The following is a 20,382-nucleotide window of genomic DNA, read 5'->3' as shown; positions in this document are numbered from 1 at the left end:
CCGTTTTTCGTCTCCGGGTCAGCGGGTGAGCGCGTCGCCCAGCGACCGGGCGACCTCGTCCTCGAGGGTCGCGACGAGCGTCTCCGCCGGCGCCTGCCCGCACACACCGAGCCAGTTCGCGAGCATCCGGTGACCGCCCTGCGTGAGCACCGACTCCGGGTGGAACTGCACGCCGTGGATCGGCAGTTCGCGGTGCCGCATCGCCATCACGATGCCGCTGTCGGTGTGGGCGGTGACCTCCAACTCGGCGGGGATGGTGTCCTCGACGACGGTCAGCGAGTGGTAGCGGGTCGCGGTGAACGGGTCCGGCAGCCCGGCGAGGACGCCGGTGTCGTTGTGGTGGACCAGGCTGGTCTTGCCGTGCAGCAGTTCCGGCGCGCGGTCGACGGTGGCGCCGAACGCGGCCCCGATCGCCTGGTGGCCGAGGCACACGCCCAGCAGCGGGGTGCGCGCGGTGGCGCACGCACCGACCAGCGGCATCGTCGCGCCCGCGCGCTGCGGGGTGCCGGGACCGGGGCTGAGCAGGATACCGTCGAACTCCCGCGCAGCGGCCGCGATGGCGTCGTCCCCGGTCAGTCGGGGGTCGTCGTTGCGCCACACTTCGGCCTGCGTTCCGAGCTGACCCAGGTACTGGACCAGGTTGAACACGAAGCTGTCGTAGTTGTCGACGACCAGAATGCGCATGGGACGAGGGTAGTGCCTGCGTGATCTCGGTCGGTGCGCAGGGATTACGCGACCGGCTGCGCGTACTCGGTGTGCAACTGCCCGGTGTACGCGGGGACGGCGAGGCGCTCCGACTCCTGCTGGGTGTACCCGAGTCCGTACCGGACGGCGTACTGCTTGAACATCCTGATCCCGGGCTCGTTCGCGAGGGTCGCGGCGAGGCGGGCCGGGTCCCCGATCGCGGTCACCACGTACGGGGGGCTGTAGGTGCGACCGTGCAGCAGCAGCGTGTTGCCGATGCACCGCGGCGCCGACGTGTTCACGATCCGCTGGTCCTGCATCGCGATCGCCTCCGCACCGCCCGTCCACAGCGCGTTGAGGACGCTCTGCACGTCCTGCTGGTGGACGACGAGGTCGTCGGGCGACGCACCGGCCGGGTACTTGCCGTCGGCGTCGCGGGGCGCGTCGGTGAGGGTGACGACGATGCCGGGCCCGCTGAGCGGGGTCAGTCCGGCGGCGTCGGCGAGCTGGCGGCTGTCGGCGAGCGCGTCCGCCACCCGGGTGTCGGTGCCGGCCGCGTTCTCCTGGAGCTCCTCGACCTCGGCGGCCAGCTCGTCCCGGGTGGCGGCGGCGTTGTCGACGTCGACCTGCGCGCGGCGGACCAGGTCGGACAGGCGGGTCGAGTCGGCGGCGCGCAGCTCGTTTCCGTGGGAGACCTCGCGGGTGGTCGCGAGCAGCAGCCCGGCGACGAGACAGACGACCAGGACGGCGATCGACCAGAAACCGAACCGCGGGTTCGAGCCCTGCGGCTCCGTTTCGACGTCGGGCACCCTCGACCACCACTTCCACATCGGACATTCGGTACGTGACCGGACCGGTCCCAGCTGTGCTTATTTGAGTTAGCGTGTACTTCACAACAGGTGGAGCCGAATCTACCCTGTCCGCCCGGACCGACCCGGGCACCAGATCGCGTTCTCCCATCCACACGAGACAAGGACGTCATGCCGAAGTCGAAGGTCCGGAAGAAGACCGACTACACGATCAATCCCGCGAACCGCACCCCGGTGAAGGTGAAGGCGGGTCCGTCGAGCGCGCTGTACGTGTCGGTGATGCTCGGTTTCATGCTCGTCGGGCTGGCGTGGCTGATTGTGTACTACTTGGCCGGTGAGAACCTCGCCTGGATGAACGACTTGGGGGCGTACAACTTCCTCATCGGCTTCGGATTCATGGTCGTGGGCCTGATCATGACCATGCGGTGGCGCTGACCTTCCGTTTCGCAGACCGGTCAGTTTGCCTACAGCCGTGCAATTACACGCGTGTCATTCATCCCCAGTGTGGATAACACCTGTGGATAACAGGGGGATCTGTACACATGCCTGAGGATGAAGCGGATCATGAACCGTCGCGCGAGTGGTCCACCCCGCTCGGCGCGGTAGCGGCCCTCGCGGTCGGCGCGGTCGTGATGATCGCCGCCGCGCTGCTGCTCGGGCTCGACGCACCGGGACGATTCCTCGCCGGCGTCGCGGCGGTGGCGCTGCTCGTGCTCGCGGCGCTGGGCGCCCGACAGCGACCGAAGCTCGCGATCGTGCGTGTCGAGGGCGGCCCGGCGATCGCCGCGACGCGCGTGCGGGGCCGACGGGTCTACCGCCGCGGCGACATCGCCCGGATCCGCATCGTGCGGTATCCGCGGCTGGGCCGGCGGGTGCCGATGCTCGAGATCGACGCGCTCGACCCCGACGGCACCGAGCGACTACTGATCTTCGGCCGGTGGGACCTGGGCGAGGACCCGACGGTGGTGTTCGACGCGCTGTCCGTGCACGGACTGGTGCCGGCGGAGGACTGACCGACCGTCAGATCGCGGCCACTGCCGCGGTCGTGACGATCAGCGTCAGCAGGCCGACCGAACCCAGCGCGGTCCATCCCGCGGTCCGCACCCGATCGGCGTCCTTTGCTCCGACCGCGGACGGGGCGTAGAGCAGGGCGCCGGTCGCGGCGGCACCGGCCACCAGGCCGCCCATGTGACCCCACAGCGAGATCCCGGGGATCGTGACGCTGATGATGACGTTGATCGCGATGACCGCGAGGACGGGCGTCGGGCTGCGCCGCAGCCGCAGCAGGATCACCGCCTGGGCGCCGAGCAGGCCGAAGATCGCGCCGGAGGCTCCCGCCGTCGGCGCCATCGGATCGAGCAGCAGAACCGAGGCCGACCCGCCGAGCAGCGAGATCAGGTACACCGCCAGGTAGCGGGCCCGGCCGAGGACGATCTCGATGTCGCGGCCGATCACGTACAGCGCGAACATGTTCACGGCCAGGTGCATCAGGCCGATGTGCAGGAATCCGCTGGTGAGGATGCGGCCGTAGTCGCCGGCGGAGACGGCCGGCCCCCACAGGACCCAGTCGAAGAACAGCGGCGAGGACAGATGGTTGTCGAGCAGGCTGCGCGACTGCACCGCGGTGATCGCGAAGATCGCCACGTTGGCGGCGATCAGCAGGTAGGTGAGCAGCGGCCTCGGCGCCTGGGTGCGGACCGGTGCGCCCGCGACGGTGCGGGCCTGTCGCGCGTCGCGCTGTCCGGCGGCGACACAGTCGATGCACTGGTGTCCGACGGACGCGGGGCGCAGGCAGTCCGGGCAGGCCGGGCGGCCGCACCGGGTGCAGGAGAGTGCGGTGGGGCGATCGGGGTGGTGGACACACCTCGGCTGAGGTGGCGGGGTGCCCTCGCTCGCCGCACCACCCCAGCCGGGGTTCGTCATGTGTGAATCCTCGTCTTACGCGATGGTGATGCTGTTGATGACGACGTCGTCGACCGGGCGGTCACCGCGGTCGGTGGCGGTGGTGGCGATGGCGTCGACGACCTTCTTCGACTCCTCGTCGAGCACCTCACCGAAGATGGTGTGGCGACGGTTCAGGTGCGGGGTCGGGCCGACGGTGATGAAGAACTGCGAGCCGTTGGTGCCCGGGCCGGCGTTGGCCATCGCCAGCAGGTAGCCGCGGTCGAACTGCAGCTCGGGGTGGAACTCGTCGCCGAACTTGTAGCCCGGGCCGCCGCGACCGGTGCCGGTCGGGTCGCCGCCCTGGATCATGAAGCCGTCGATGACACGGTGGAAGATGGCGCCGTCGTAGAACGGGCCGGAGGCGCTGCCCTGCGCGTTCTGCGTGGAGTACTCCTTGGAACCGTCCGCCAGGCCGACGAAGTTCTCGACGGTCTTCGGCGCATGGTTGCCGAACAGCGCGATCTTGATGTCGCCGCGGTTGGTGTGCAGCGTTGCGGTAGCAGTCTGTGAAGTCACCCCCCTATCGTGCCATTGCGGTCCGGTCGCCGCCCACGACCTGTGCGAGAGTGGAGCCATGACCCGTGCGACCAAGCGTGCTTCCGTCCCGACGTCCTCGTCCGGCCGCCGACGGGTGCTGATCGGTCTGGGTGCCGCCGCGGCCGCGGTCGGCGCCGCCGCGATCGCCCTCACCCGACGCCCCGAGATGCCGCCCGTCGCTCCCCGTCCGCCGTCGCTGAACGATCTCGACCCGCGGTAGTTCTCAGAGCTCACCGCACGAACTCGGTGCCGGGAGGCCGGCGAAGCGGTCGGTGATCCAGGCGAGCGCCTCGGGTGCCCCGAGCGGATACGGCCCGGCATGGTTGATGCCGGTACCCGAATTGATCCGCGGCAGGGCGTTCTCGCTGAACCGGACGGTCGCGCCCCGGCCGCACCAGTCCTGCGCGAGCCGCCGCGCCTGCTCGTAGGGCACGGTGTCGTCGTTGATCCCGGACACGATCAGTACCGGCGCCTGGGGTGTGCGGTCGCCGACCTTCTGATCGGCGAACAACCGGCTCGCGAGCGGATACCGGGCCAGCACCGCCGAGAGCGGTTCGCCGGTCTTCGTGAACGACTCGCTGCGCTGGAACCCGTACCGCGCCCGGGTTTCGCCGACACACATGTTCTGCACGTCCGAGAGCATCTGCCGGCCGCGATCGTTGAGTTCGGCCTCGATCATCGACCGTGCCTCGGGATACGCCTGCGCGATGCCGTTCAGCGTGTACCCGATGGCACCGGCGAGAACCCGGCCGTCGACCTGCTCGAGTGTCGCGGCCAGGTCCGCGGGCGGGGCACCGGCGAAGGCGCCGCGCACGTCGAGTTCGGGCGCGTACTCGGGCTGCAGTTCCACCGCGGCGGCCGCCGCCCCGCCGCCCTGCGAGTACCCCCAGAACGCGACCGGGCCGTCTGGGGTGATCCCGGTTCCCGGGAGGCGCTTCGCGGCGCGGGCGGCGTCGAGCACCGCGTGCGCCTCCGCCGCCCGGTTGACGTACGTGTGCAGGCCCGGGGTACCGAGACCCTCGTAGTCGGTGAGGACCACGGCGATGCCCCGGGAGAGCAGGGCGTTCACGAACAGCACCTCGTACGACGCGATCACGTTCGACGGCGACGCCACCTGGAGCACGGTCCCGATCGTCTTCGACGGCGCGCACTGGTCGCCCTGGCCCTGGGTGCCCGCGGCCATGCTCACCAGGGGCCGCGGCCCGGGGCCGGTCCACGGCAGGGCGGGGTCGAAGAAGGTTCCGGTGACCGCGTTGGCCGATCCATGGGTGTCGTTGCTGCGGTACATGATCCGCGTCGCCGCGGCAGGGAAGGCGCCGGCCTGCCACACCAACGACATCGGCTCGGTCCGGATCACGTCCCCGGCCGCTCCGGGGAGGAGCGGCGGCGGTCGATAGAAGTCCACCTCCGCGGTGGCGGTGGGACCGCCGGCCACCATCACGCCGATCACCGCCGCCGCTGCGACACACCATCTTCCGATCATGCCGACCTCCCCGGATCGCATGTTCTCCGCTACTTGGGCGAGGCACCCCACAGGGTCGTCTCGAGGTTGTACCGCGTCAGCCGCTCGGCCGAGATCCGGGGCAGCCCGTGCGTGCACCACAGCAGCTCACCGAGACACTGGAACACCAGGCGACTCGAGCCGGGCATCGTGACGCTGCCGTCGCGCACGCCCGCGGTGAACGCACTGTCCCACACCTGCAGCACTTTTCGGCCGTCGAGCATGAGGAAGTCGAAGTGCTCGTTGTTGACGAGCATCGCCCACGACTTGAGGATGGTCACCTCGGGATCGAACCGCTTGCCGGCCGCGCTGCGCATCCGGATGAGCGCGTCGAGCGTCTCGAGCGGCGTCCCACCGGCCGCACCGATCTCCTGGTGCGCCGCGCGCATCCGGGACGAGAAGCTCTGCAGGATCGCGACGAGGATCGCTTCCCGCGACTCGAAGTGGTGGTAGAGGCTGCCCTGGGTCAGTCCGACGGCGTTCGCGATGTCGCGGGTGGTGGTGGCGTCGAAACCGCGCTCGGCGAACACGTACCGGGCCGCGTCGAGGATCCGATCCTGCTTGTCGGACAAGGACATCGGATTCTCCCGGTCCCAGGACGCGATCACCTTGCGCGCGACGCGCGCGGCCTCCGATTCGGACAGGTCGCCGTCGGCGGGTTTGGTCGCGAGTCCGTTGAACAGCAGGTCGACCGTGCAGCCCGCGACCTTGCGGGCCGCGAATCCGGTGGGTGCGAGGGTGGCACTGTACGTCTCGGCGACGCGGAGCACTTCCCGCAGGATCCGGGTGTCGACCTCGGGTCGCACCAGGCCCGCGTCCGAGGCCTCACGGACCAGCGTGTTCCACTTCTTCTCCGACCACTTGGGCTCGGACGTCAGCAGCCTCGCCAGTTCGTCGTCCTTCGTCTCCGGCACCCCCAGGCACACCTGGAGTGCGCCGGGGTGACGCGCGGACGCGTCGGCGATGTCGAGGGCGAACCTGCGGATGGCGTCGACGGGCGAGTCCGACGACTCCCCCGGACCCTGTGCCGCGGCGACGATGTCGTCGCGCAGCGAGCGGACCATCGTCGCGGCCAGCGCCTCCTTCGAATCGAAGTGGTAGTAGAGGCTTCCGGCCAGCATGCCGGTGCCGGATGCGATGTCCCGCATCGAGGTACCCGTGTACCCCTTCGCCGCGAACAGTTCCGATGTCGCCGCCAGGATTTCGGCACGTTTGTCCGGCTTTTCCTGTCCGACGCCGGACGACGCCGCTGCCCTTCCCGTTCGACTCACTTCGTTCCCCCCGATTCCACGACCCCAGGCCGCTTGTCATTGCTTCCGGTCGAGCGCTCGGCACGACCGTCCTCTGTTGTTCCCTGCACGGCCCGCCCGATCACCAATGGGCGGACCAGAGTCGGCATCCCCTGCCACTCGTCACGATCGACCTCGACGCCCCCGAACGCCTGCTCGATCGAAGACAGGGTGCGGCGATTGCACCGGCATCCCTGCCCGAACACCGACCACGGTCCGGCCAGGCGATCCTGCCACCTCGCCGCAATCGGGTCATCAGAGCGTACGTGCTCGCAGAACAGGAACTTGCCATTCGGGCGCAGAACCCGGACGATCTCTGCGAGCACCGCGTCCGGTCCGGCACCGTGCACAACACGAGCGTGCTCACGCACGGCGTCCACCGATCCGCCGGCGACGGGCAACCGGTCCCCGGACGTCCCGATCGCCCCGGCGTCCGGGCGCGCGGTTCGCACCCGCCGACGACGGGCCTCCATCCCGCGTCGCTCGGCGGCGGCCGGCATCGGGTCGTAGACCGCGGCACCCATCCGCGCCCACCCCGTCGTGACGGCGTGGGTGACCGCCCGAAGAGGCACTCGCGCAAGTTGGTCCACAGAACCATTCTGAGTGCGGAATAGGCTTTCCCGGACCGGTTTACGCGGAATGCACCCGGGTACAATTTGACGCGGGGGTTCGCCGAGAGGCGCTCTACGAACGGAAACCGTTGTGCATCAAGGTGTTATGAAGTCGATGAATGCCTGACGCATCGGCGGACCGCCTTGGATGTCCATGCCGATCATCGCGCCGACGACACTGCCGATGATCGCGCCCGGGATACAACCGCCGATCACGCCGACGATGCAACCGACCACGAGCCCGACCATCGACCCGACGATGTTGCCGATGATCGCGCCGGTCTGATTCTTCTGCGCTTCCTCGATCAGCTTCTGCTGCGCGACCGGGTCGTCGACCCGAACCTGGTTGAGCGGCAGAGGATTCTGCTGCGGCGTCAGGGTCAATGTGCGTCCCTCGTCGCCGACGCTGCCGGCGATCGGGAACATCCGGCCGTCGATCCGGTAGGCCAAGGGGATCGAACCGACGACGACCCCGTCGTCACGGACGACACTCACCTGACCGCCGTCGGCCTCGACCCGGAAGGTGCCGGCGTCGAGCACGGTCGTGACCGTGCCGCCGGGCGCGTCCGCGGCGGTCGTGTATCCGACGCCCTGATCGGCGCCGCGCGCGGTGGCTGCCGGGGCGACGATCGCGGCCGGATCCGCCGAGGCCGTTCCCGCGCCGACAGCAAGGGCTGTCGCAACGAATGTAGCTGTGGCAACTATCTTCCCGAGCTTCATGGCAGCTCCCGAGGTGGCGGGCGAAACGGGCTTCGGCCCACCGTAGCCAACGGGATGTGACGCCGACCTCGCTTCGAGCCATTCCTGCACCGAATGCACGGAATGCACGGCAACTTCGGGCAGTTCGGCCCCAGGCGCGCGGCTAGGTGAGCGCGTCGATCTCGACCACCCGAGCCACTTCGTCGTCACCCCTGCGAATCAACACTTTTCACCCATCGTCGTGGGCGAGGCTCGCGACCCGCGCAGCAGTCCGGTCCGGGGATGCGCGCCCGAGCGGCACCGCGGTCGCCGCACGTCTCACATCCGATCCCGTCACCCGCCGCGTCAGCCGCGAGCCGACCGCCACGGCCCACCAGGAACGCGCCACCTACCACCTCAGCCTCGATCGTCACCGAAGATCGAGCGCATGCAGCGTCCGTGCCACATGCGCTGAGACAGCCCCGACAGCCGTGGGACGTGGTCCGACCGTCTCCGGCGGCCACCGAACCCGCCGCCCCGTGCGCGGAGCGGTTCAGTCTCCCCGATCTTCGCCCTGTGCGGGCTCCGAGCGGCGATCGCGGTGATCGTATCCGAACGAGTAGGTCGAATGTCCGTTTTCTATCGGAAGCCTCGAGGTCATTCGGATTCGCGACGTCACCAAGGGAATCGGAGCGTGCACCGTGCCCCTGGGATACCCTCGCGACTGGAACAAGTTCTAGCCAGGAGGAGCAGCATGGCCGCATCACCCGAAAGCATCCGCAGCACCGTCGAGAGCTACATCAAGGCGGTCGCGTCCGGCACCGCCGACGACGTCCTGGCGCTGTACGCCGAGGGCGCCACGGTGGAGGACCCGGTGGGCAGCCCGGTTCGTACGACCCGGGAGTCGATCCGGGAGTTCTACGCGATCATCGAGCCCCTGGAGCAGGAGGCCGAGCTGGTGACGCTGCGCATCGCGGCGAACACGGCGGCCTTCCACTTCCGTCTGGTCACCAAGATGGGCGACCAGACCGTCGAGATCGCCCCGATCGACATCATGGAGTTCGACGACGCCGGCAGGATCGTCAGCATGCGTGCCGTGTGGGGCCCTGAGGACATGATCGCCGGCTGAGCCGACCACGGACGCCCTGCTGCGCGCAGAACGGCGTCCCGCGCGCGCTATCGACCGCGCCGCGCGTCGATTCGCGCGCAGCAGGCTCCGGTGACCATCCGGCCGTGGTCGGAGGCGGGCCAGGCCGGAAAACGAAAAAGACGCCGTCCCGATCGGGATGGCGTCTTTCAGGTGTGGAGCCTAGGAGATTCGAACTCCTGACATCTGCCTTGCAAAGGCAGCGCTCTACCAACTGAGCTAAGGCCCCGTCTGCACTGACTCCGCAGATTCAGCGACTTGTGACCTCGTGCCAGACATCGGTGCCGCGTCGCTTGGAGAGCAACTTGGCGAGTCCGAGTGCAACCAGCAATCCGGTTCCTGCGATCAGGATGACCTTCATGGTGGCAACCCCTTCGTCGGCACGTGGGAGTGGGCCTAGGAGGACTTGAACCTCCGACCTCTTCGTTATCAGCGAAGCGCTCTAACCGCCTGAGCTATAGGCCCTCGAACCGAGCAGAACAGTACCCCACCGAACCCGCAGATACCAAAACGGCTCCGGCAGGGCACTGTTTTGCCTGGTCAGTCGGGGTCGGCCAACGTCACCTGCACACCGCCGACGAGGTCGGAACACAGGTTGTAGATGAACGAACCGATCGTCGCGAGAGCTGTGAACAACACCACATTCATCAGCCCGACGAGCGCCGAGTAACCGAACACCTGACCGGACGTCACGAGCCCGCCGCTGTTCGAATCACTGATGATCTCGGTGAAGGCGTTGTTGAGCCGGTCCCACACGCCCATGCCGTCGAGCACGACGTACAGCAGGCCGACGGCCACCATCCACACGAAGAACAGGGCGATCGAGATCACCAGCGACACCTTGAGCGTCGACCACGGGTCGACCCGGCGCAGCTGAACCGTGGCCCTCAGGCCCTTCCCGTCGGCCGGCGCGGTCGCCGTCAGCGCCCCCGACGCGGCCTTGCGGAGCGCACCACCGGTGGGTGCCGACGCGGCGCCGCCGGGCGCCGGAGCCGGCGACGGGTGCTTGACCTCCGACAGGTCCGGCATGTCCTTCGCCAGGTCGGTGCGGGCGATGCTGCGGGTGGGCCCGTCGAGGACCGCCGCCTTCGACTGAGCGGCCGCCTTGGCCGCCGCCCGGCGATCGCCCCCGCCTCCCGCCGCCCCACCGGGCGCCGGCGGGACGGGCGGCTTCGCAGCGGGCGGCTTCGGGGCGGGAGTGCCCGGCTGCGCCGGTGCGGGGGCCGCCGTACCCGTCACCACGGGCTTGGGGGCTGCGGTACCCGCGGGCTTGGGAGCGGCCGTACCCGTGACCACGGGCTTGCCGGGCTGGGCGTGCTGGGCTGGGGTACCCGGCTGCGCCGGCGGGGCGGGCGGCTTGGGGGCCGCCGTGCCGGTGACGACCGGTCGAGCCGATGCCGGCGGCTTGCCGGCGCCGTTGCTGCCCGGCGCGGCGGCCGGGGTGCCCGGCTGACCGGGAGCGGCGGGCGGCTGACCGCCCGCGGCCGGTCCCGCCGCCGGCGCGCCCGGGCGGTTGGCGTCGTTCCTCGGCGCCCCCTGTTGCTGTCCCCGCTGCCACGGCGGCGTCGGGGCCCCCGGCTTCTGCGGCGGCTTCTGGGCCGCCGGCTTCTGCGGATCCGCACCCTTCACGGCGTCCGCCGGAGCAGCGGCCGCCGTGCGGTCCGCCGACCCGCCGGACTGCTGGGATGCCTTGGCGTCCTTGGACTCCGGAGCCTTGGGGGCCTCCGGAGCCTTCGCAGTGTCGGCGGCCTTGGGGGCGTCGGCAGCCTTGGACGCCGGAGCTTCCACGGACTCGGCGGTGGCGGCCTTGACGGCCTCCTGCACGGGGTTGTCGCCCTTGACGCCCTCGCCCTGCTCGCCGGGCTTTCGGGGAGTGCTCAACTAGGACTCCTTCGCTCCATCGGAACCCGCAGCACCCACAGCGCCGTCCTCGGGTTCGTCGGCGTTGCGCGCGATCGCGAGCAGGGTGTCGCCCTCCCCGAGATTCATCAACCGCACGCCCTTCGTCTGTCGGCCGGCCTTGCGCACCTGCTTGGCCGCGGTGCGAATGACACCGCCACCCGAGGTGATCGCGTACAACTCGTCTTCGTCGTCGACGATGACCGCACCGACCAGGGTGCCACGTTTCGGGTCGTACTGGATGGTGAGAACACCCTTACCGCCGCGACCCTGCGCAACGTAGTCCTCGATCGGCGTGCGCTTGGCGTAACCGCCCGACGTCGCCACCAGCAGGTACGTGTCGTCCCGAACCACGTTGAGCGACAGCAGCTCGTCGTCCTGGTTGAACCGCATGCCCTGGACACCGGACGTCGCGCGACCCATCGGGCGCAGCGCCTCGTCGGTCGCGGAGAAGCGGATCGACTGGCCCTTCGCCGAGACGAGCAGCAGGTCGTCGTCGGCCGAGCACAGCACCGCGCCGACCAGTTCGTCCTCGTCGCGCAGATTGATCGCGACGATGCCACCCGACCGGTTCGAGTCGAAGTCGGCCAGCTTGGACTTCTTCACCAGGCCGTTGCGGGTCGCGAGCACCAGGTACGGCGCGTCCTCGTACGACTTGATGTGGATGATGCCCTGGATCTTCTCGTCCGGCTGGAAGGCGAGCAGGTTCGCGACGTGCTGGCCGCGCGCGGCACGGTTCGCCTCCGGCAGTTCGTACGCCTTGGCCCGGTAGACGCGGCCCTTCGTGGTGAAGAACAGCAGCCAGTCGTGGGTGGAGCAGACGAAGAAGTTCTTGACGATGTCTTCCTGCTTGAGCTCCGCACCCTTGACGCCCTTGCCGCCGCGCTTCTGCGACCGGTAGAGGTCGGTCTTGGTGCGCTTGGCGTACCCGGTCTCGGTGATCGTGACGACCACGTCCTCGCGGGCGATGAGATCCTCGTCGGTGACGTCGCCGTCGGCCGCGATGATCCGGGTGCGACGGTCGTCGCCGTACTTGTCGACGATCTCGGCGAGCTCGTCGCGGACGATCGCGCGCTGACGCTCGGGCTTCTCGAGGATGTCCTTGAGGTCCGCGATCTCGCGCTCGATCTCGGCCAACTCGTCGATGATCTTCTGGCGCTCGAGGGCGGCCAGGCGACGCAGCTGCATCGCGAGGATCGCGTCGGCCTGGATCTCGTCGACCTCGAGGAGCTGCATCAGGCCGGTCCGGGCGACGTCGACGGTCTGCGACGCGCGGATGAGCGCGATGACCTCGTCGAGGGCGTCGAGCGCCTTGACCAGACCGCGCAGGATGTGAGCCCGTTCCTCGGCCTTGCGCAGCAGGTACCGGGTGCGCCGGACGATGACCTCGAGCTGATGAGCCACGTACAGGCGGATCATCTGGTCCAGACGCAGCGTCCGCGGGACGCCGTCGACGATGGACAGCATGTTCGCGCCGAAGCTCGTCTGCAGCTGCGAGTGCTTGTAGAGGTTGTTGAGCACCACCTTCGCGACGGCGTCACGCTTGATGACGACGACGATGCGCATGCCCACGCGGTCGGACGACTGGTCCTCGATCTTGGAGATGCCGGCGATCTTGCCGTCGCGCACCTGCTCGGCGATGGAGGTGATCAGGTTGTCCGGGTTGACCTGGTACGGCAGCTCGGTGATGACGATCTGGGTGGCGCCGCGATCGGATTCCTCGATCTCGACGACACCGCGCATGCGGATCGAGCCGCGTCCGGTGCGGTAGGCGTCCTGGATGCCCTGGCCGCCGACGATGAGGCCGGAGGTCGGGAAGTCCGGTCCCTTGACCCGCTCCATGACCGCCTCGAGGGTGGCTTCCTCGTCGGCCTCGTGGTTGTCGAGCGCCCAGTAGATGGCCTCGGCGACCTCACGCAGGTTGTGCGGCGGGATGTTGGTGGCCATACCGACGGCGATGCCGCCGGAACCGTTGACGAGCAGGTTCGGGATCCGGCTCGGCAGAACCGTCGGCTCCTGCGTCTTGCCGTCGTAGTTGGGAACGAAATCGACTGTGTCGTGATCGATCTCGCGCACCATCTCCATTGCGAGCGGCGTCATCCGGCACTCGGTGTAACGCATCGCGGCCGCGCCGTCGTTGCCGCGGGAACCGAAGTTGCCCTGGCCGTCGACGAGCGGGTAGCGCAGCGACCACGGCTGCGCCATGCGCACGAGGGTGTCGTAGATCGAGCTGTCGCCGTGCGGGTGGTAGTTACCCATCGTGTCGGCGACCGGGCGGGCGGACTTCACGTAGCCGCGGTCCGGGCGGTAGCCGTTGTCGTACATCGCGTACAGCACACGGCGGTGCACGGGCTTGAGGCCGTCGCGCACGTCGGGCAGCGCACGGCCCACGATCACGCTCATCGCATAGTCGATGTAGCTCGACTGCATCTCCTGCTGGATGTCCACCGGCTCGATGCGGTCGTGCCCCGGTTCCTCCGGCGGCAACGTGGTGTCAGTCATCGGCTCCTCTTCTTCTCAGCAAATCGGTCCTGGTAGAGCCTGCGGACCCGGGGCGCGCGAAGCGTTGGAGTTCGATGGCTCCGGTGCCACGCACACGCAACCCCTCAAGTCTAATAGGTGCAGGTCAGCCAAACCCGGCAGCACTCGCTCAATGTCCGACATTCGTCGTCGAGTCGGGCGCGGCAGCGAGGGAGGCGGCGGCCGGCGCTACCCGACCGTCGACCCGAGGCGGGTGAGCGCGTACTCGGTGATCTTGACCAACGCACCCTTCGCCGACTCCCGATTGCGTGCGTCGATGGAAAGGATCGGCACGTGCGCAGACACCGCGAGCGCCTGCCGGATCTCCTCGAGCGGATACTGCGGCGCATCGTCGAACTCGTTGATCGCGACCACGAACGGCAGGTCACGGGCCTCGAAGTAGTCGACCGCGGCGAAGGACTCCTCGAGTCTGCGGGTGTCGATCAACACGATCGCCCCGATGGCACCGCGGACCAGGTCGTCCCACATGAACCAGAACCGCTGCTGCCCCGGCGTTCCGAACAGGTACAGGACCAGGTCCGGCGCCAGGCTGATGCGGCCGAAGTCCATCGCCACGGTCGTGGTCGACTTCTGCGGGGTGGCCGCGAGATTGTCCACGCCGTCGGAAGCGTTGGTGACCAGAGCCTCCGTCCGCAGCGGGACGATCTCCGACACCGCGCCCACGAACGTCGTCTTGCCCACACCGAAGCCACCCGCGATGACGATCTTGGTCGAGGTCACCCGATCGCGCTCGGGGCTAGATGTTCCGTAGTCCACCGAGGACCCTTTCGATTAGTTCGCGGCGCTCGCTGTCGCTCGCGTCTTCTTGCAGGGTTGCCAGGATCCGCACATGACCGGCCTCGACGAGATCGGCGACGAGCACCCGCGCCACGCCGATCGGGACGCCCACCCGGGCGGCGATCTCGGCCACCGACGGCGACTGCGCGCACAGCGCGATGATCGTCGCCTCGATGTCTCCCAGGTCCGGCAGTTGGTAGTCCCTGAGCGGCAGTGCCTGGATCAGGGCTTCCAGCGCCAGTTCCACTGCCGGCTTCGTCCGGCCCGAGGTGAGCGAGTACGGGCGCACCAGGTTCGGTCCGCGCTCGCTCGCCTCGGCGTACTCGTTGTTCATGTCCACCGTCCGGTCAGGTTCCGGGCATCGACCGCGGCGTGGCTTCGACGGAGCTGCCGACCCGCTCGACGAGCAACGCCATCTCGTATCCGACCTGTCCGATGTCGCACGACGAGGAGGTCAGCGCGGCCAGGTGCGATCCGTCCCCGACGCTCATCAGCAGCAGGTAGCCGCGCTGCATCTCGACGACCGACTGCAGGACGCCGCCGCCGTCGAAGAGGTTCGACACGCCGACGGACAGGCTCGCGAGTCCGGAGGTGACCGCCGCGAGCTGCTCCGCACGATCGACCGGGAGGTGTGCACTGCTCGCCATCAGCAGGCCGTCCGCGGACACCAGCACGGCGTGCGAGACGCCCGGGATGTCCCTGGCGAAGTTCGAGACCAGCCAGTCGAGCGGGCGAGGACCGCCGGAGACCGACGCCCCGTTCGACTCGTATCCCTGATCGATGCTCATCTGTCTCCTCCGATGTTGGTGCGCTCGGCCGAGCTCGCTGCACGGCCCTCGAGAGTTCCCTTTTGGTGGCGGCTCAGATTCTCACGGACTGCCTCAGGATCACGCAGCCGCCGACGGTGCGCGCCCCTGCCGCCGGTGTCGAGCCCGCCCGGCACCAGCCGATGCCCCGGCGTGCGTTGCGGCAGACCCGATTCGGTCCGGGCCTCGACCGGGGACTCGCTGGCCCGGTGTGCGGCGCTCCAGCCCTCGTCGGCCGCCGACTTCCATTGGAACTGTCCCTCGTTCCCCGACTCCGTCGGATCCGTGAGCCAGTCCGTGACCATGCCGGAGAAGATCGGCGTTCCGGTGGCCGTAACGTCCTGGGTTGCAGCCGGATTCGGGCGCGCCTGGAAGAACGACGCCGTCTTGGCGGCGTTGTTCAGGTAGCGGTGACGACGCACCCGCTGCGTTTCGTCGACGGTCTCGGCACTCGCGGGTTCGGTCGAGCCGAGCCCCGCGACAACCGAAGCGGAGGGCTCGAACGAGGGCGGTGGTGTCGGTGCCGGCGCCGAGGGCGCCGGGAAATACTCCGTCGGCTCGTTATGCGCGGGCGCAGGATCCATCGGGCGCGGCGCGGGAGCCGGCGGTGCGGGAGCCGGATTCACCGGGCGCGGTGCGGGAACGCCGCCGCCCGGAATCCGTTGCGGCAGGGCCGCCGCCCCGGGAGTCCGCTGCGGCAGGGCCGCCGCCCCGGGAGTCCGCCGCGGAGGGGCGGCGGGCGGGTTCATCGCGGGCGGACTCTCCTGCCGGGCCGGGTCGATGACCAGTTGCGGCATCGCGCCGGACGGGAGGATGGTCACCTGCGGCAGCCCGCCGGTGTCCATGCGCGGGATCGAGCCGGTCGGCGGCATCTCCCCCAACGGCGAGACCAGCAGGGTGTCGGGCAGGTGCACGCTCGCGGTGACGCCCTGATCGGTGTGCGTATCGTACGTCCGCCTTAGGCGGACTGTGAGCCCGTGGCGGGCCGCGAGGCGGCCGACCACGAACAGGCCCATGTGCCGGGCAGTCTCCGGGCCGACCGCACCACCCGAGGCGAGACGATTGTTGATCTCCGCGAAGTGTTCTGCGGGGATACCGATTCCGCGGTCGGCGATCTCGATCAGCACGCCGCCGTCGACCGCACGGGCGAAGGTGATCTTCACCCTGCTGTCCGGCGGGGAGGCCCGCAGCGCGTTGTCGAGCAATTCGGCGATCAGATGCACGACGTCGGCTGCGGCGGCACCGCTCAACGCGCCCGGCGGGGTGGCCCCGAGCTGCACCCGCTGGTACTCCTCGACCTCGGACATCGCGGCGCGCACCGTGTCGGCGAGCTGCACCGGGGCGGACTGCGCGCTGTGCATCCGGTTACCGGAGAGGATGAGAAGGTTGTCGCCGTTACGGCGCATGCGGGCCGCGAGGTGGTCGAGCCGGAACAGGCTCTCGAGTCGCTTGGGGTCCTTCTCCTCGAACTCGAGGTTCTCGATCAGGCCCAGCTGCTGGTCGACCAGCGACTTGCTTCGCCTGGCGAGGGTCTCGAACATGTCGCCGATCTGGAGACGAAGATGCGCCTGCTCGCCGGCGAGCCGCAGTGCCTGACCGTGCATGTCGTCGACGGCGCGCGCGAGCTGGCCGATTTCCTCGGTGGTGGTCACCGGGATCGGTTCGAAGTCGGTGATCGCGAGTTCGTCGCCGTCCTTGATCCGTTCGATCGCGTCGGGAAGGCCCGCGTTCGCAACCTCGAGGGTTTTGCGCCTGAGCCGGCGGATCGGACGGACCAGCGACCGGGCGACCAGGATGGCCAGCGTGATCGTCGCGATCAGGGTGGCGAGCACCACCGCGGCGGTACGCACCGCTTCCGCGGTCGTCTCGTCGGCGCGCACGGCCACGGTGTCGGCGATGGCGTTGGATGTCGCCCCGACGAGCGCGGTGTAGTTGTTGACGCTCTCCATCATGTGATCACGCAGCTCGAAGTGCGGCATCTGACCGAGCTTGGCGGTCGTGACCAGGTTGTACCGCGCCTCTCCGGAATCTCGAATCTGCTGCAGCACAGGTGCCGATTCCGGGTACGCGCGCATCATCGAGTCGACCGTCGCCAACTCGGCGCCCGATGCCTCGATCATCTCGTACGGCGGCACGGTGGGGTTCGCGACGTGAACCATCATTCCGGCGACCTGGTCGGCGAGGCTCTTCTGCGCGGACCCCAGGTCCAGGAGTTGGCGGTAGGCGACGACGACCGCGGGGTCGTCGATCGGACCGACGATCTCGTCGACGACACGCATCAGGTCGGCGGTGACCTTCGCGGACTTGGCCGGCAGGTCCTGGCTGGACACCTTGCCGCTCTCGATCTCGGCCACGACGTCCTCGACGGTGGCCACCGAGGATCGCACCAGGTCGGCCAGATCGTCGGGCAACGCCGGATTCTCGGCGGCGGCCCGAGCGTCCACGATCGATTGTTCGAAGTCCTTGAAGTCGGACTCCTTGAACGAGCCGGCCGTGTAGCCGGCGACCATGAGGGCGAAGTCGGTGCTGAGGGTGACCATGTCAGGAACACCGTCGACCCGGTCCGCGGCCTCGCGGAAGTGCATCGCGCGACTGAACTGGTCCTGCACCTGCAGACCACCGAGCACCATGGCCACGGTGATCGGGATCGCGACCACCGCGCCGACCTTCCAGCGCAGGCCCCAGCCCTCGAGGTTCCACAGCCTCCCCAGCCTGTTGCCAGGCGGCGATTGGGTCTTCATCGTCCAAGCTCACTTTCCACCCAGGTCCGGCACCACTTGCCGTGCTACAGCCCACCCCCGGACCACAGAACGAATTCGCCGGAGGGAGTCGAGACAGACCCTCAGGCGGTTCCGGAGTCTAGGTGCTCCTTGTCACAGTGACGGCGCCGAGCCGGGCACCAATGTAATTGACATCACATCGGCCCGGCTCGGCGCGGTGGTCACTTGGACGTGCGGAGCACCTACACGTCTAGGAAGCGGACGTCCTTGGCGTTGCGGGTGATGAAACTGCGCCGCGCCTCCACGTCCTCGCCCATGAGCACGCTGAACAGTTCGTCCGCGGCCGCCGCGTCGTCGAGGGTGACCTGACGCAGGACGCGCACGCTCGGGTCCATCGTGGTCTCCCACAGTTCCTTGGCGTTCATCTCACCCAGACCCTTGTAGCGCTGGATGCCGTCGTCCTTGTTGATCTTCTTGCCCGACGCCAGACCGGCCTCGAGCAGGCCGTCGCGCTCCCGGTCGGAGTAGGCGAAGTCCGGCGCGGCACCCTTCTGCCACTTGAGCTTGTACAGCGGCGGCTGCGCCAGGTACACGTGCCCCTGCTCGACGAGCGGACGCATGAACCGGAACAGCAGCGTCAGCAGCAGCGTCGCGATGTGCTGGCCGTCGACGTCGGCGTCGGCCATCAGCACGATCTTGTGATAGCGCAGCTTGCTGATGTCGAACTCGTCGTGGATGCCGGTGCCGAACGCGGTGATGATCGACTGGACCTCGGCGTTCTTGAGGACGCGGTCGATGCGGGCCTTCTCGACGTTGATGATCTTGCCGCGCAGCGGCAGGATCGCCTGGTACATCGAGTCGCGGCCGGACTTGGCCGAGCCGCCTGCGGAGTCGCCCTCCACGATGTAGATCTCGCACTTGCTCGGATCGTTCGAGCGGCAGTCGGCGAGCTTGCCGGGCAGGCCGCCGATGTCGGTGGCGCTCTTGCGCCGCACCAGCTCACGGGCCTTGCGGGCCGCGGTGCGGGCCTGCGCCGACGAGACCGCCTTGGTGACGATGGTCTTGGCGTCCGCCGGGTTGGCCTCGAACCAGTGCGAGATGTTCTCGTTGCAGGCCTTCTGCACGAACGACTTGACCTCGGTGTTGCCGAGCTTGGTCTTGGTCTGGCCCTCGAACTGCGGCTCGGCGACCTTCACGGAGATGATCGCGGCCAGGCCCTCGCGGATGTCGTCGCCGGTGAGCTCCGGGTCCTTGTCCTTGACGAGCTTCTTGTCCTTCGCGTACTTCTTCACCACCGAGGTGAGCGCCGCGCGGAAGCCCTCCTCGTGGGTGCCGCCCTCGTGGGTGTTGATGGTGTTGGCGAAGGTGTGGACGGACTCCGAGTAGCCGGAGTTCCACTGCATCGCGATCTCGAGCTCGTGGCCGGTGCCCTTCGCGGTGAATCCGACGACCGAGTTGTGGATCGGCTGCTTGGTGCGGTTGATGAACCGCACGTAGTCCTCGAGGCCGCCCGGGTAGTGGTAGACGCGGGACTTGACCTTCGGCGCCTTGGGCGCCGCGGCCTCCTCCTCGGTCTCGGTGGCCGTCTTGGGGGCCTCGGCCGTGGTGGAGACGACGTCGTCGGTGATCTCCTCCTCGGCGACGCGCTCGTCGGTGAGGGTGATGGTCAGGCCCTTGTTCAGGAACGCCATCTCCTGCAGGCGGCGGGCGACCGTCTCGAAGTTGTAGGTGGTGGTCTCGAAGATCTCCGGGTCGGCCCAGAACCGGACGGTGGTGCCGGTCTCGGACGTCGGCTCGCCCTGCACCAGCGGACCGGGCTTGGCATGGTCGTACGTCTGCGACCAGTGGTAGCCGTCGACGTTGATGTCGACCTCGACCTTTGTCGACAGCGCGTTGACGACGGAGATGCCGACGCCGTGCAGACCGCCGGACACCGCGTAGGCGTCGGAGTCGAACTTGCCGCCGGCGTGCAGCTGGGTCATGACGACCTCGACGGTGGGGGCGCCGGAGGCGTGCATCGCGACGGGGATACCGCGGCCGTCGTCGACGACCTGGATGCCGCCGTCCTCGAGCATGGTCACCTCGACCTTGCTGGCGTAGCCGGCCATCGCCTCGTCGACCGAGTTGTCGACGACCTCCCAGATCAGGTGGTGCAGGCCGCGTTCACCGGTGGAACCGATGTACATACCGGGACGCTTGCGGACGGCTTCCAACCCCTCGAGAACGGTGATGGAGGAAGCGCCGTATGTGTTGCTCTTGTCTGACTTCTGGGCAGCCACGGGTGGGTAGCTCTCCTTCTCCGTACTGTGCCGACACGGCCCCGCACCGCGCTCCGAGGAAGAGTGACCGCGTTCGGATGCAGTCACGCACAACGGGGCACCGCGAGCGGTGTGTCGAGATTCGCCGCTAGTTACTCGACCATCTTACGTGTCCGCACCG

At 68.7% G+C, this 20,382-nt stretch carries 19 protein-coding genes and 2 tRNA genes; 4 read left to right on the top strand and 17 right to left on the bottom strand.

Annotated elements, in window-relative coordinates; all coding sequences use genetic code 11:
- Window positions 1-18: 18 nt before the first annotated feature.
- A complete protein-coding gene (locus EGT67_RS20180; protein ID WP_127917876.1) occupies window positions 19-684 on the bottom strand; it encodes an aminodeoxychorismate/anthranilate synthase component II in 666 nt (221 codons plus the stop codon).
- A gap of 44 nt (window positions 685-728) precedes the next feature.
- Entirely contained in the window at window positions 729-1,493 is a 765-nt protein-coding gene (locus EGT67_RS20175) for a DUF881 domain-containing protein (protein WP_241566135.1), read from the bottom strand.
- Between the two features lie 171 nt (window positions 1,494-1,664).
- On the opposite strand from EGT67_RS20175, the gene crgA reads away from it, so the two are divergent.
- Both crgA and EGT67_RS20165 read left to right on the top strand, forming a co-directional pair.
- On the top strand, window positions 1,665-1,928 hold the full coding sequence (crgA, locus tag EGT67_RS20170) for a cell division protein CrgA (protein ID WP_127917874.1): 264 nt from the start codon (window positions 1,665-1,667) through the stop codon (window positions 1,926-1,928).
- Between the two features lie 107 nt (window positions 1,929-2,035).
- Entirely contained in the window at window positions 2,036-2,506 is a 471-nt protein-coding gene (locus EGT67_RS20165) for a PH domain-containing protein (protein WP_127917873.1), read from the top strand.
- Window positions 2,507-2,513: 7 nt separating this feature from the next.
- Here the strand turns inward: EGT67_RS20165 and EGT67_RS20160 are convergent, their stop codons facing one another.
- Entirely contained in the window at window positions 2,514-3,416 is a 903-nt protein-coding gene (locus EGT67_RS20160; RefSeq protein ID WP_127917872.1) for a rhomboid family intramembrane serine protease, read from the bottom strand.
- A 15-nt stretch (window positions 3,417-3,431) separates the two neighbouring features.
- Complete coding sequence (locus tag EGT67_RS20155) at window positions 3,432-3,953, bottom strand: peptidylprolyl isomerase (RefSeq protein WP_127917871.1); 522 nt, start codon at window positions 3,951-3,953, stop codon at window positions 3,432-3,434.
- A 58-nt stretch (window positions 3,954-4,011) separates the two neighbouring features.
- On the opposite strand from EGT67_RS20155, the gene EGT67_RS20150 reads away from it, so the two are divergent.
- Window positions 4,012-4,194: a hypothetical protein gene (locus EGT67_RS20150; protein ID WP_127917870.1), complete on the top strand. Its 183-nt coding sequence runs from the start codon at window positions 4,012-4,014 to the stop codon at window positions 4,192-4,194.
- A gap of 3 nt (window positions 4,195-4,197) precedes the next feature.
- Here EGT67_RS20150 and EGT67_RS20145 read toward each other — a convergent pair whose 3' ends face one another.
- The 4 genes from EGT67_RS20145 to EGT67_RS20130 form a co-directional block, all read right to left on the bottom strand.
- Window positions 4,198-5,457, bottom strand: a complete 1,260-nt coding sequence (locus tag EGT67_RS20145) for an alpha/beta fold hydrolase (RefSeq protein WP_127917869.1) — start codon at window positions 5,455-5,457, stop codon at window positions 4,198-4,200.
- A gap of 29 nt (window positions 5,458-5,486) precedes the next feature.
- Window positions 5,487-6,746, bottom strand: a complete 1,260-nt coding sequence (locus EGT67_RS20140; RefSeq protein WP_127917868.1) for a TetR/AcrR family transcriptional regulator — start codon at window positions 6,744-6,746, stop codon at window positions 5,487-5,489.
- The gene (locus EGT67_RS20135) at window positions 6,743-7,237 is read right to left on the bottom strand and encodes a methyltransferase domain-containing protein (RefSeq protein ID WP_241566151.1); all 495 of its coding nucleotides are present in this window, start codon (window positions 7,235-7,237) and stop codon (window positions 6,743-6,745) included. The genes EGT67_RS20140 and EGT67_RS20135 overlap by 4 nt, the downstream gene beginning before the upstream one ends.
- Window positions 7,238-7,471: 234 nt before the next feature.
- The gene (locus EGT67_RS20130) at window positions 7,472-8,095 is read right to left on the bottom strand and encodes a DUF8020 domain-containing protein (RefSeq protein WP_127917866.1); all 624 of its coding nucleotides are present in this window, start codon (window positions 8,093-8,095) and stop codon (window positions 7,472-7,474) included.
- Window positions 8,096-8,807: 712 nt separating this feature from the next.
- Here EGT67_RS20130 and EGT67_RS20125 point away from each other — a divergent pair.
- Window positions 8,808-9,182: a nuclear transport factor 2 family protein gene (locus EGT67_RS20125; protein WP_127917865.1), complete on the top strand. Its 375-nt coding sequence runs from the start codon at window positions 8,808-8,810 to the stop codon at window positions 9,180-9,182.
- Between the two features lie 174 nt (window positions 9,183-9,356).
- Here the strand turns inward: EGT67_RS20125 and EGT67_RS20120 are convergent.
- The 9 genes from EGT67_RS20120 to gyrB all read right to left on the bottom strand — a co-directional run bounded on the left by EGT67_RS20120 (window position 9,357) and on the right by gyrB (window position 20,222).
- Window positions 9,357-9,429 (bottom strand) — tRNA-Ala (locus tag EGT67_RS20120).
- 162 nt (window positions 9,430-9,591) lie between these two features.
- Window positions 9,592-9,665: transfer RNA gene (locus EGT67_RS20115), tRNA-Ile, on the bottom strand.
- A gap of 75 nt (window positions 9,666-9,740) precedes the next feature.
- Entirely contained in the window at window positions 9,741-11,081 is a 1,341-nt protein-coding gene (locus EGT67_RS20110; RefSeq protein WP_127917864.1) for a DUF3566 domain-containing protein, read from the bottom strand.
- Entirely contained in the window at window positions 11,082-13,601 is a 2,520-nt protein-coding gene (gene gyrA, locus EGT67_RS20105) for a DNA gyrase subunit A (RefSeq protein ID WP_127917863.1), read from the bottom strand.
- Between the two features lie 207 nt (window positions 13,602-13,808).
- The gene (locus EGT67_RS20100) at window positions 13,809-14,360 is read right to left on the bottom strand and encodes a GTP-binding protein (RefSeq protein WP_127917862.1); all 552 of its coding nucleotides are present in this window, start codon (window positions 14,358-14,360) and stop codon (window positions 13,809-13,811) included.
- A gap of 16 nt (window positions 14,361-14,376) precedes the next feature.
- On the bottom strand, window positions 14,377-14,751 hold the full coding sequence (locus EGT67_RS20095; RefSeq protein WP_127917861.1) for a DUF742 domain-containing protein: 375 nt from the start codon (window positions 14,749-14,751) through the stop codon (window positions 14,377-14,379).
- A gap of 13 nt (window positions 14,752-14,764) precedes the next feature.
- Window positions 14,765-15,205, bottom strand: a complete 441-nt coding sequence (locus tag EGT67_RS20090; RefSeq protein ID WP_127917860.1) for a roadblock/LC7 domain-containing protein — start codon at window positions 15,203-15,205, stop codon at window positions 14,765-14,767.
- Window positions 15,202-17,964, bottom strand: coding sequence for a sensor histidine kinase (locus tag EGT67_RS20085; protein WP_127917859.1), 2,763 nt, complete (start codon window positions 17,962-17,964; stop codon window positions 15,202-15,204). The genes EGT67_RS20090 and EGT67_RS20085 overlap by 4 nt, the downstream gene beginning before the upstream one ends.
- A 221-nt stretch (window positions 17,965-18,185) precedes the next feature.
- The gene (gene gyrB, locus EGT67_RS20080; protein ID WP_127917858.1) at window positions 18,186-20,222 is read right to left on the bottom strand and encodes a DNA topoisomerase (ATP-hydrolyzing) subunit B; all 2,037 of its coding nucleotides are present in this window, start codon (window positions 20,220-20,222) and stop codon (window positions 18,186-18,188) included.
- Between the last annotated feature and the right edge of the window lie 160 nt (window positions 20,223-20,382).

The sequence above is a fragment of the Prescottella agglutinans genome, from assembly GCF_004011865.1.
Taxonomy (GTDB): Bacteria; Actinomycetota; Actinomycetes; order Mycobacteriales; family Mycobacteriaceae; genus Prescottella; species Prescottella agglutinans.
The sequence above is the reverse complement of the archived record's forward strand: the minus strand, read 5'-3'. Positions and strand labels throughout refer to the sequence as shown.

What these genes read in the sequence shown, in the direction of transcription:
- EGT67_RS20180 (WP_127917876.1), bottom strand. Translation starts at nt 684, where the DNA reads ATGCGCATTCTGGTCGTCGACAACTACGACAGCTTCGTGTTCAACCTG.
- crgA (WP_127917874.1), top strand. Translation starts at nt 1,665, where the DNA reads ATGCCGAAGTCGAAGGTCCGGAAGAAGACCGACTACACGATCAATCCC.
- EGT67_RS20165 (WP_127917873.1), top strand. Translation starts at nt 2,036, where the DNA reads ATGCCTGAGGATGAAGCGGATCATGAACCGTCGCGCGAGTGGTCCACC.
- EGT67_RS20160 (WP_127917872.1), bottom strand. Translation starts at nt 3,416, where the DNA reads ATGACGAACCCCGGCTGGGGTGGTGCGGCGAGCGAGGGCACCCCGCCA.
- EGT67_RS20150 (WP_127917870.1), top strand. Translation starts at nt 4,012, where the DNA reads ATGACCCGTGCGACCAAGCGTGCTTCCGTCCCGACGTCCTCGTCCGGC.
- EGT67_RS20145 (WP_127917869.1), bottom strand. Translation starts at nt 5,457, where the DNA reads ATGATCGGAAGATGGTGTGTCGCAGCGGCGGCGGTGATCGGCGTGATG.
- EGT67_RS20135 (WP_241566151.1), bottom strand. Translation starts at nt 7,237, where the DNA reads ATGGAGGCCCGTCGTCGGCGGGTGCGAACCGCGCGCCCGGACGCCGGG.
- EGT67_RS20130 (WP_127917866.1), bottom strand. Translation starts at nt 8,095, where the DNA reads ATGAAGCTCGGGAAGATAGTTGCCACAGCTACATTCGTTGCGACAGCC.
- EGT67_RS20125 (WP_127917865.1), top strand. Translation starts at nt 8,808, where the DNA reads ATGGCCGCATCACCCGAAAGCATCCGCAGCACCGTCGAGAGCTACATC.
- gyrA (WP_127917863.1), bottom strand. Translation starts at nt 13,601, where the DNA reads ATGACTGACACCACGTTGCCGCCGGAGGAACCGGGGCACGACCGCATC.
- EGT67_RS20095 (WP_127917861.1), bottom strand. Translation starts at nt 14,751, where the DNA reads ATGAACAACGAGTACGCCGAGGCGAGCGAGCGCGGACCGAACCTGGTG.
- EGT67_RS20090 (WP_127917860.1), bottom strand. Translation starts at nt 15,205, where the DNA reads ATGAGCATCGATCAGGGATACGAGTCGAACGGGGCGTCGGTCTCCGGC.
- EGT67_RS20085 (WP_127917859.1), bottom strand. Translation starts at nt 17,964, where the DNA reads ATGAAGACCCAATCGCCGCCTGGCAACAGGCTGGGGAGGCTGTGGAAC.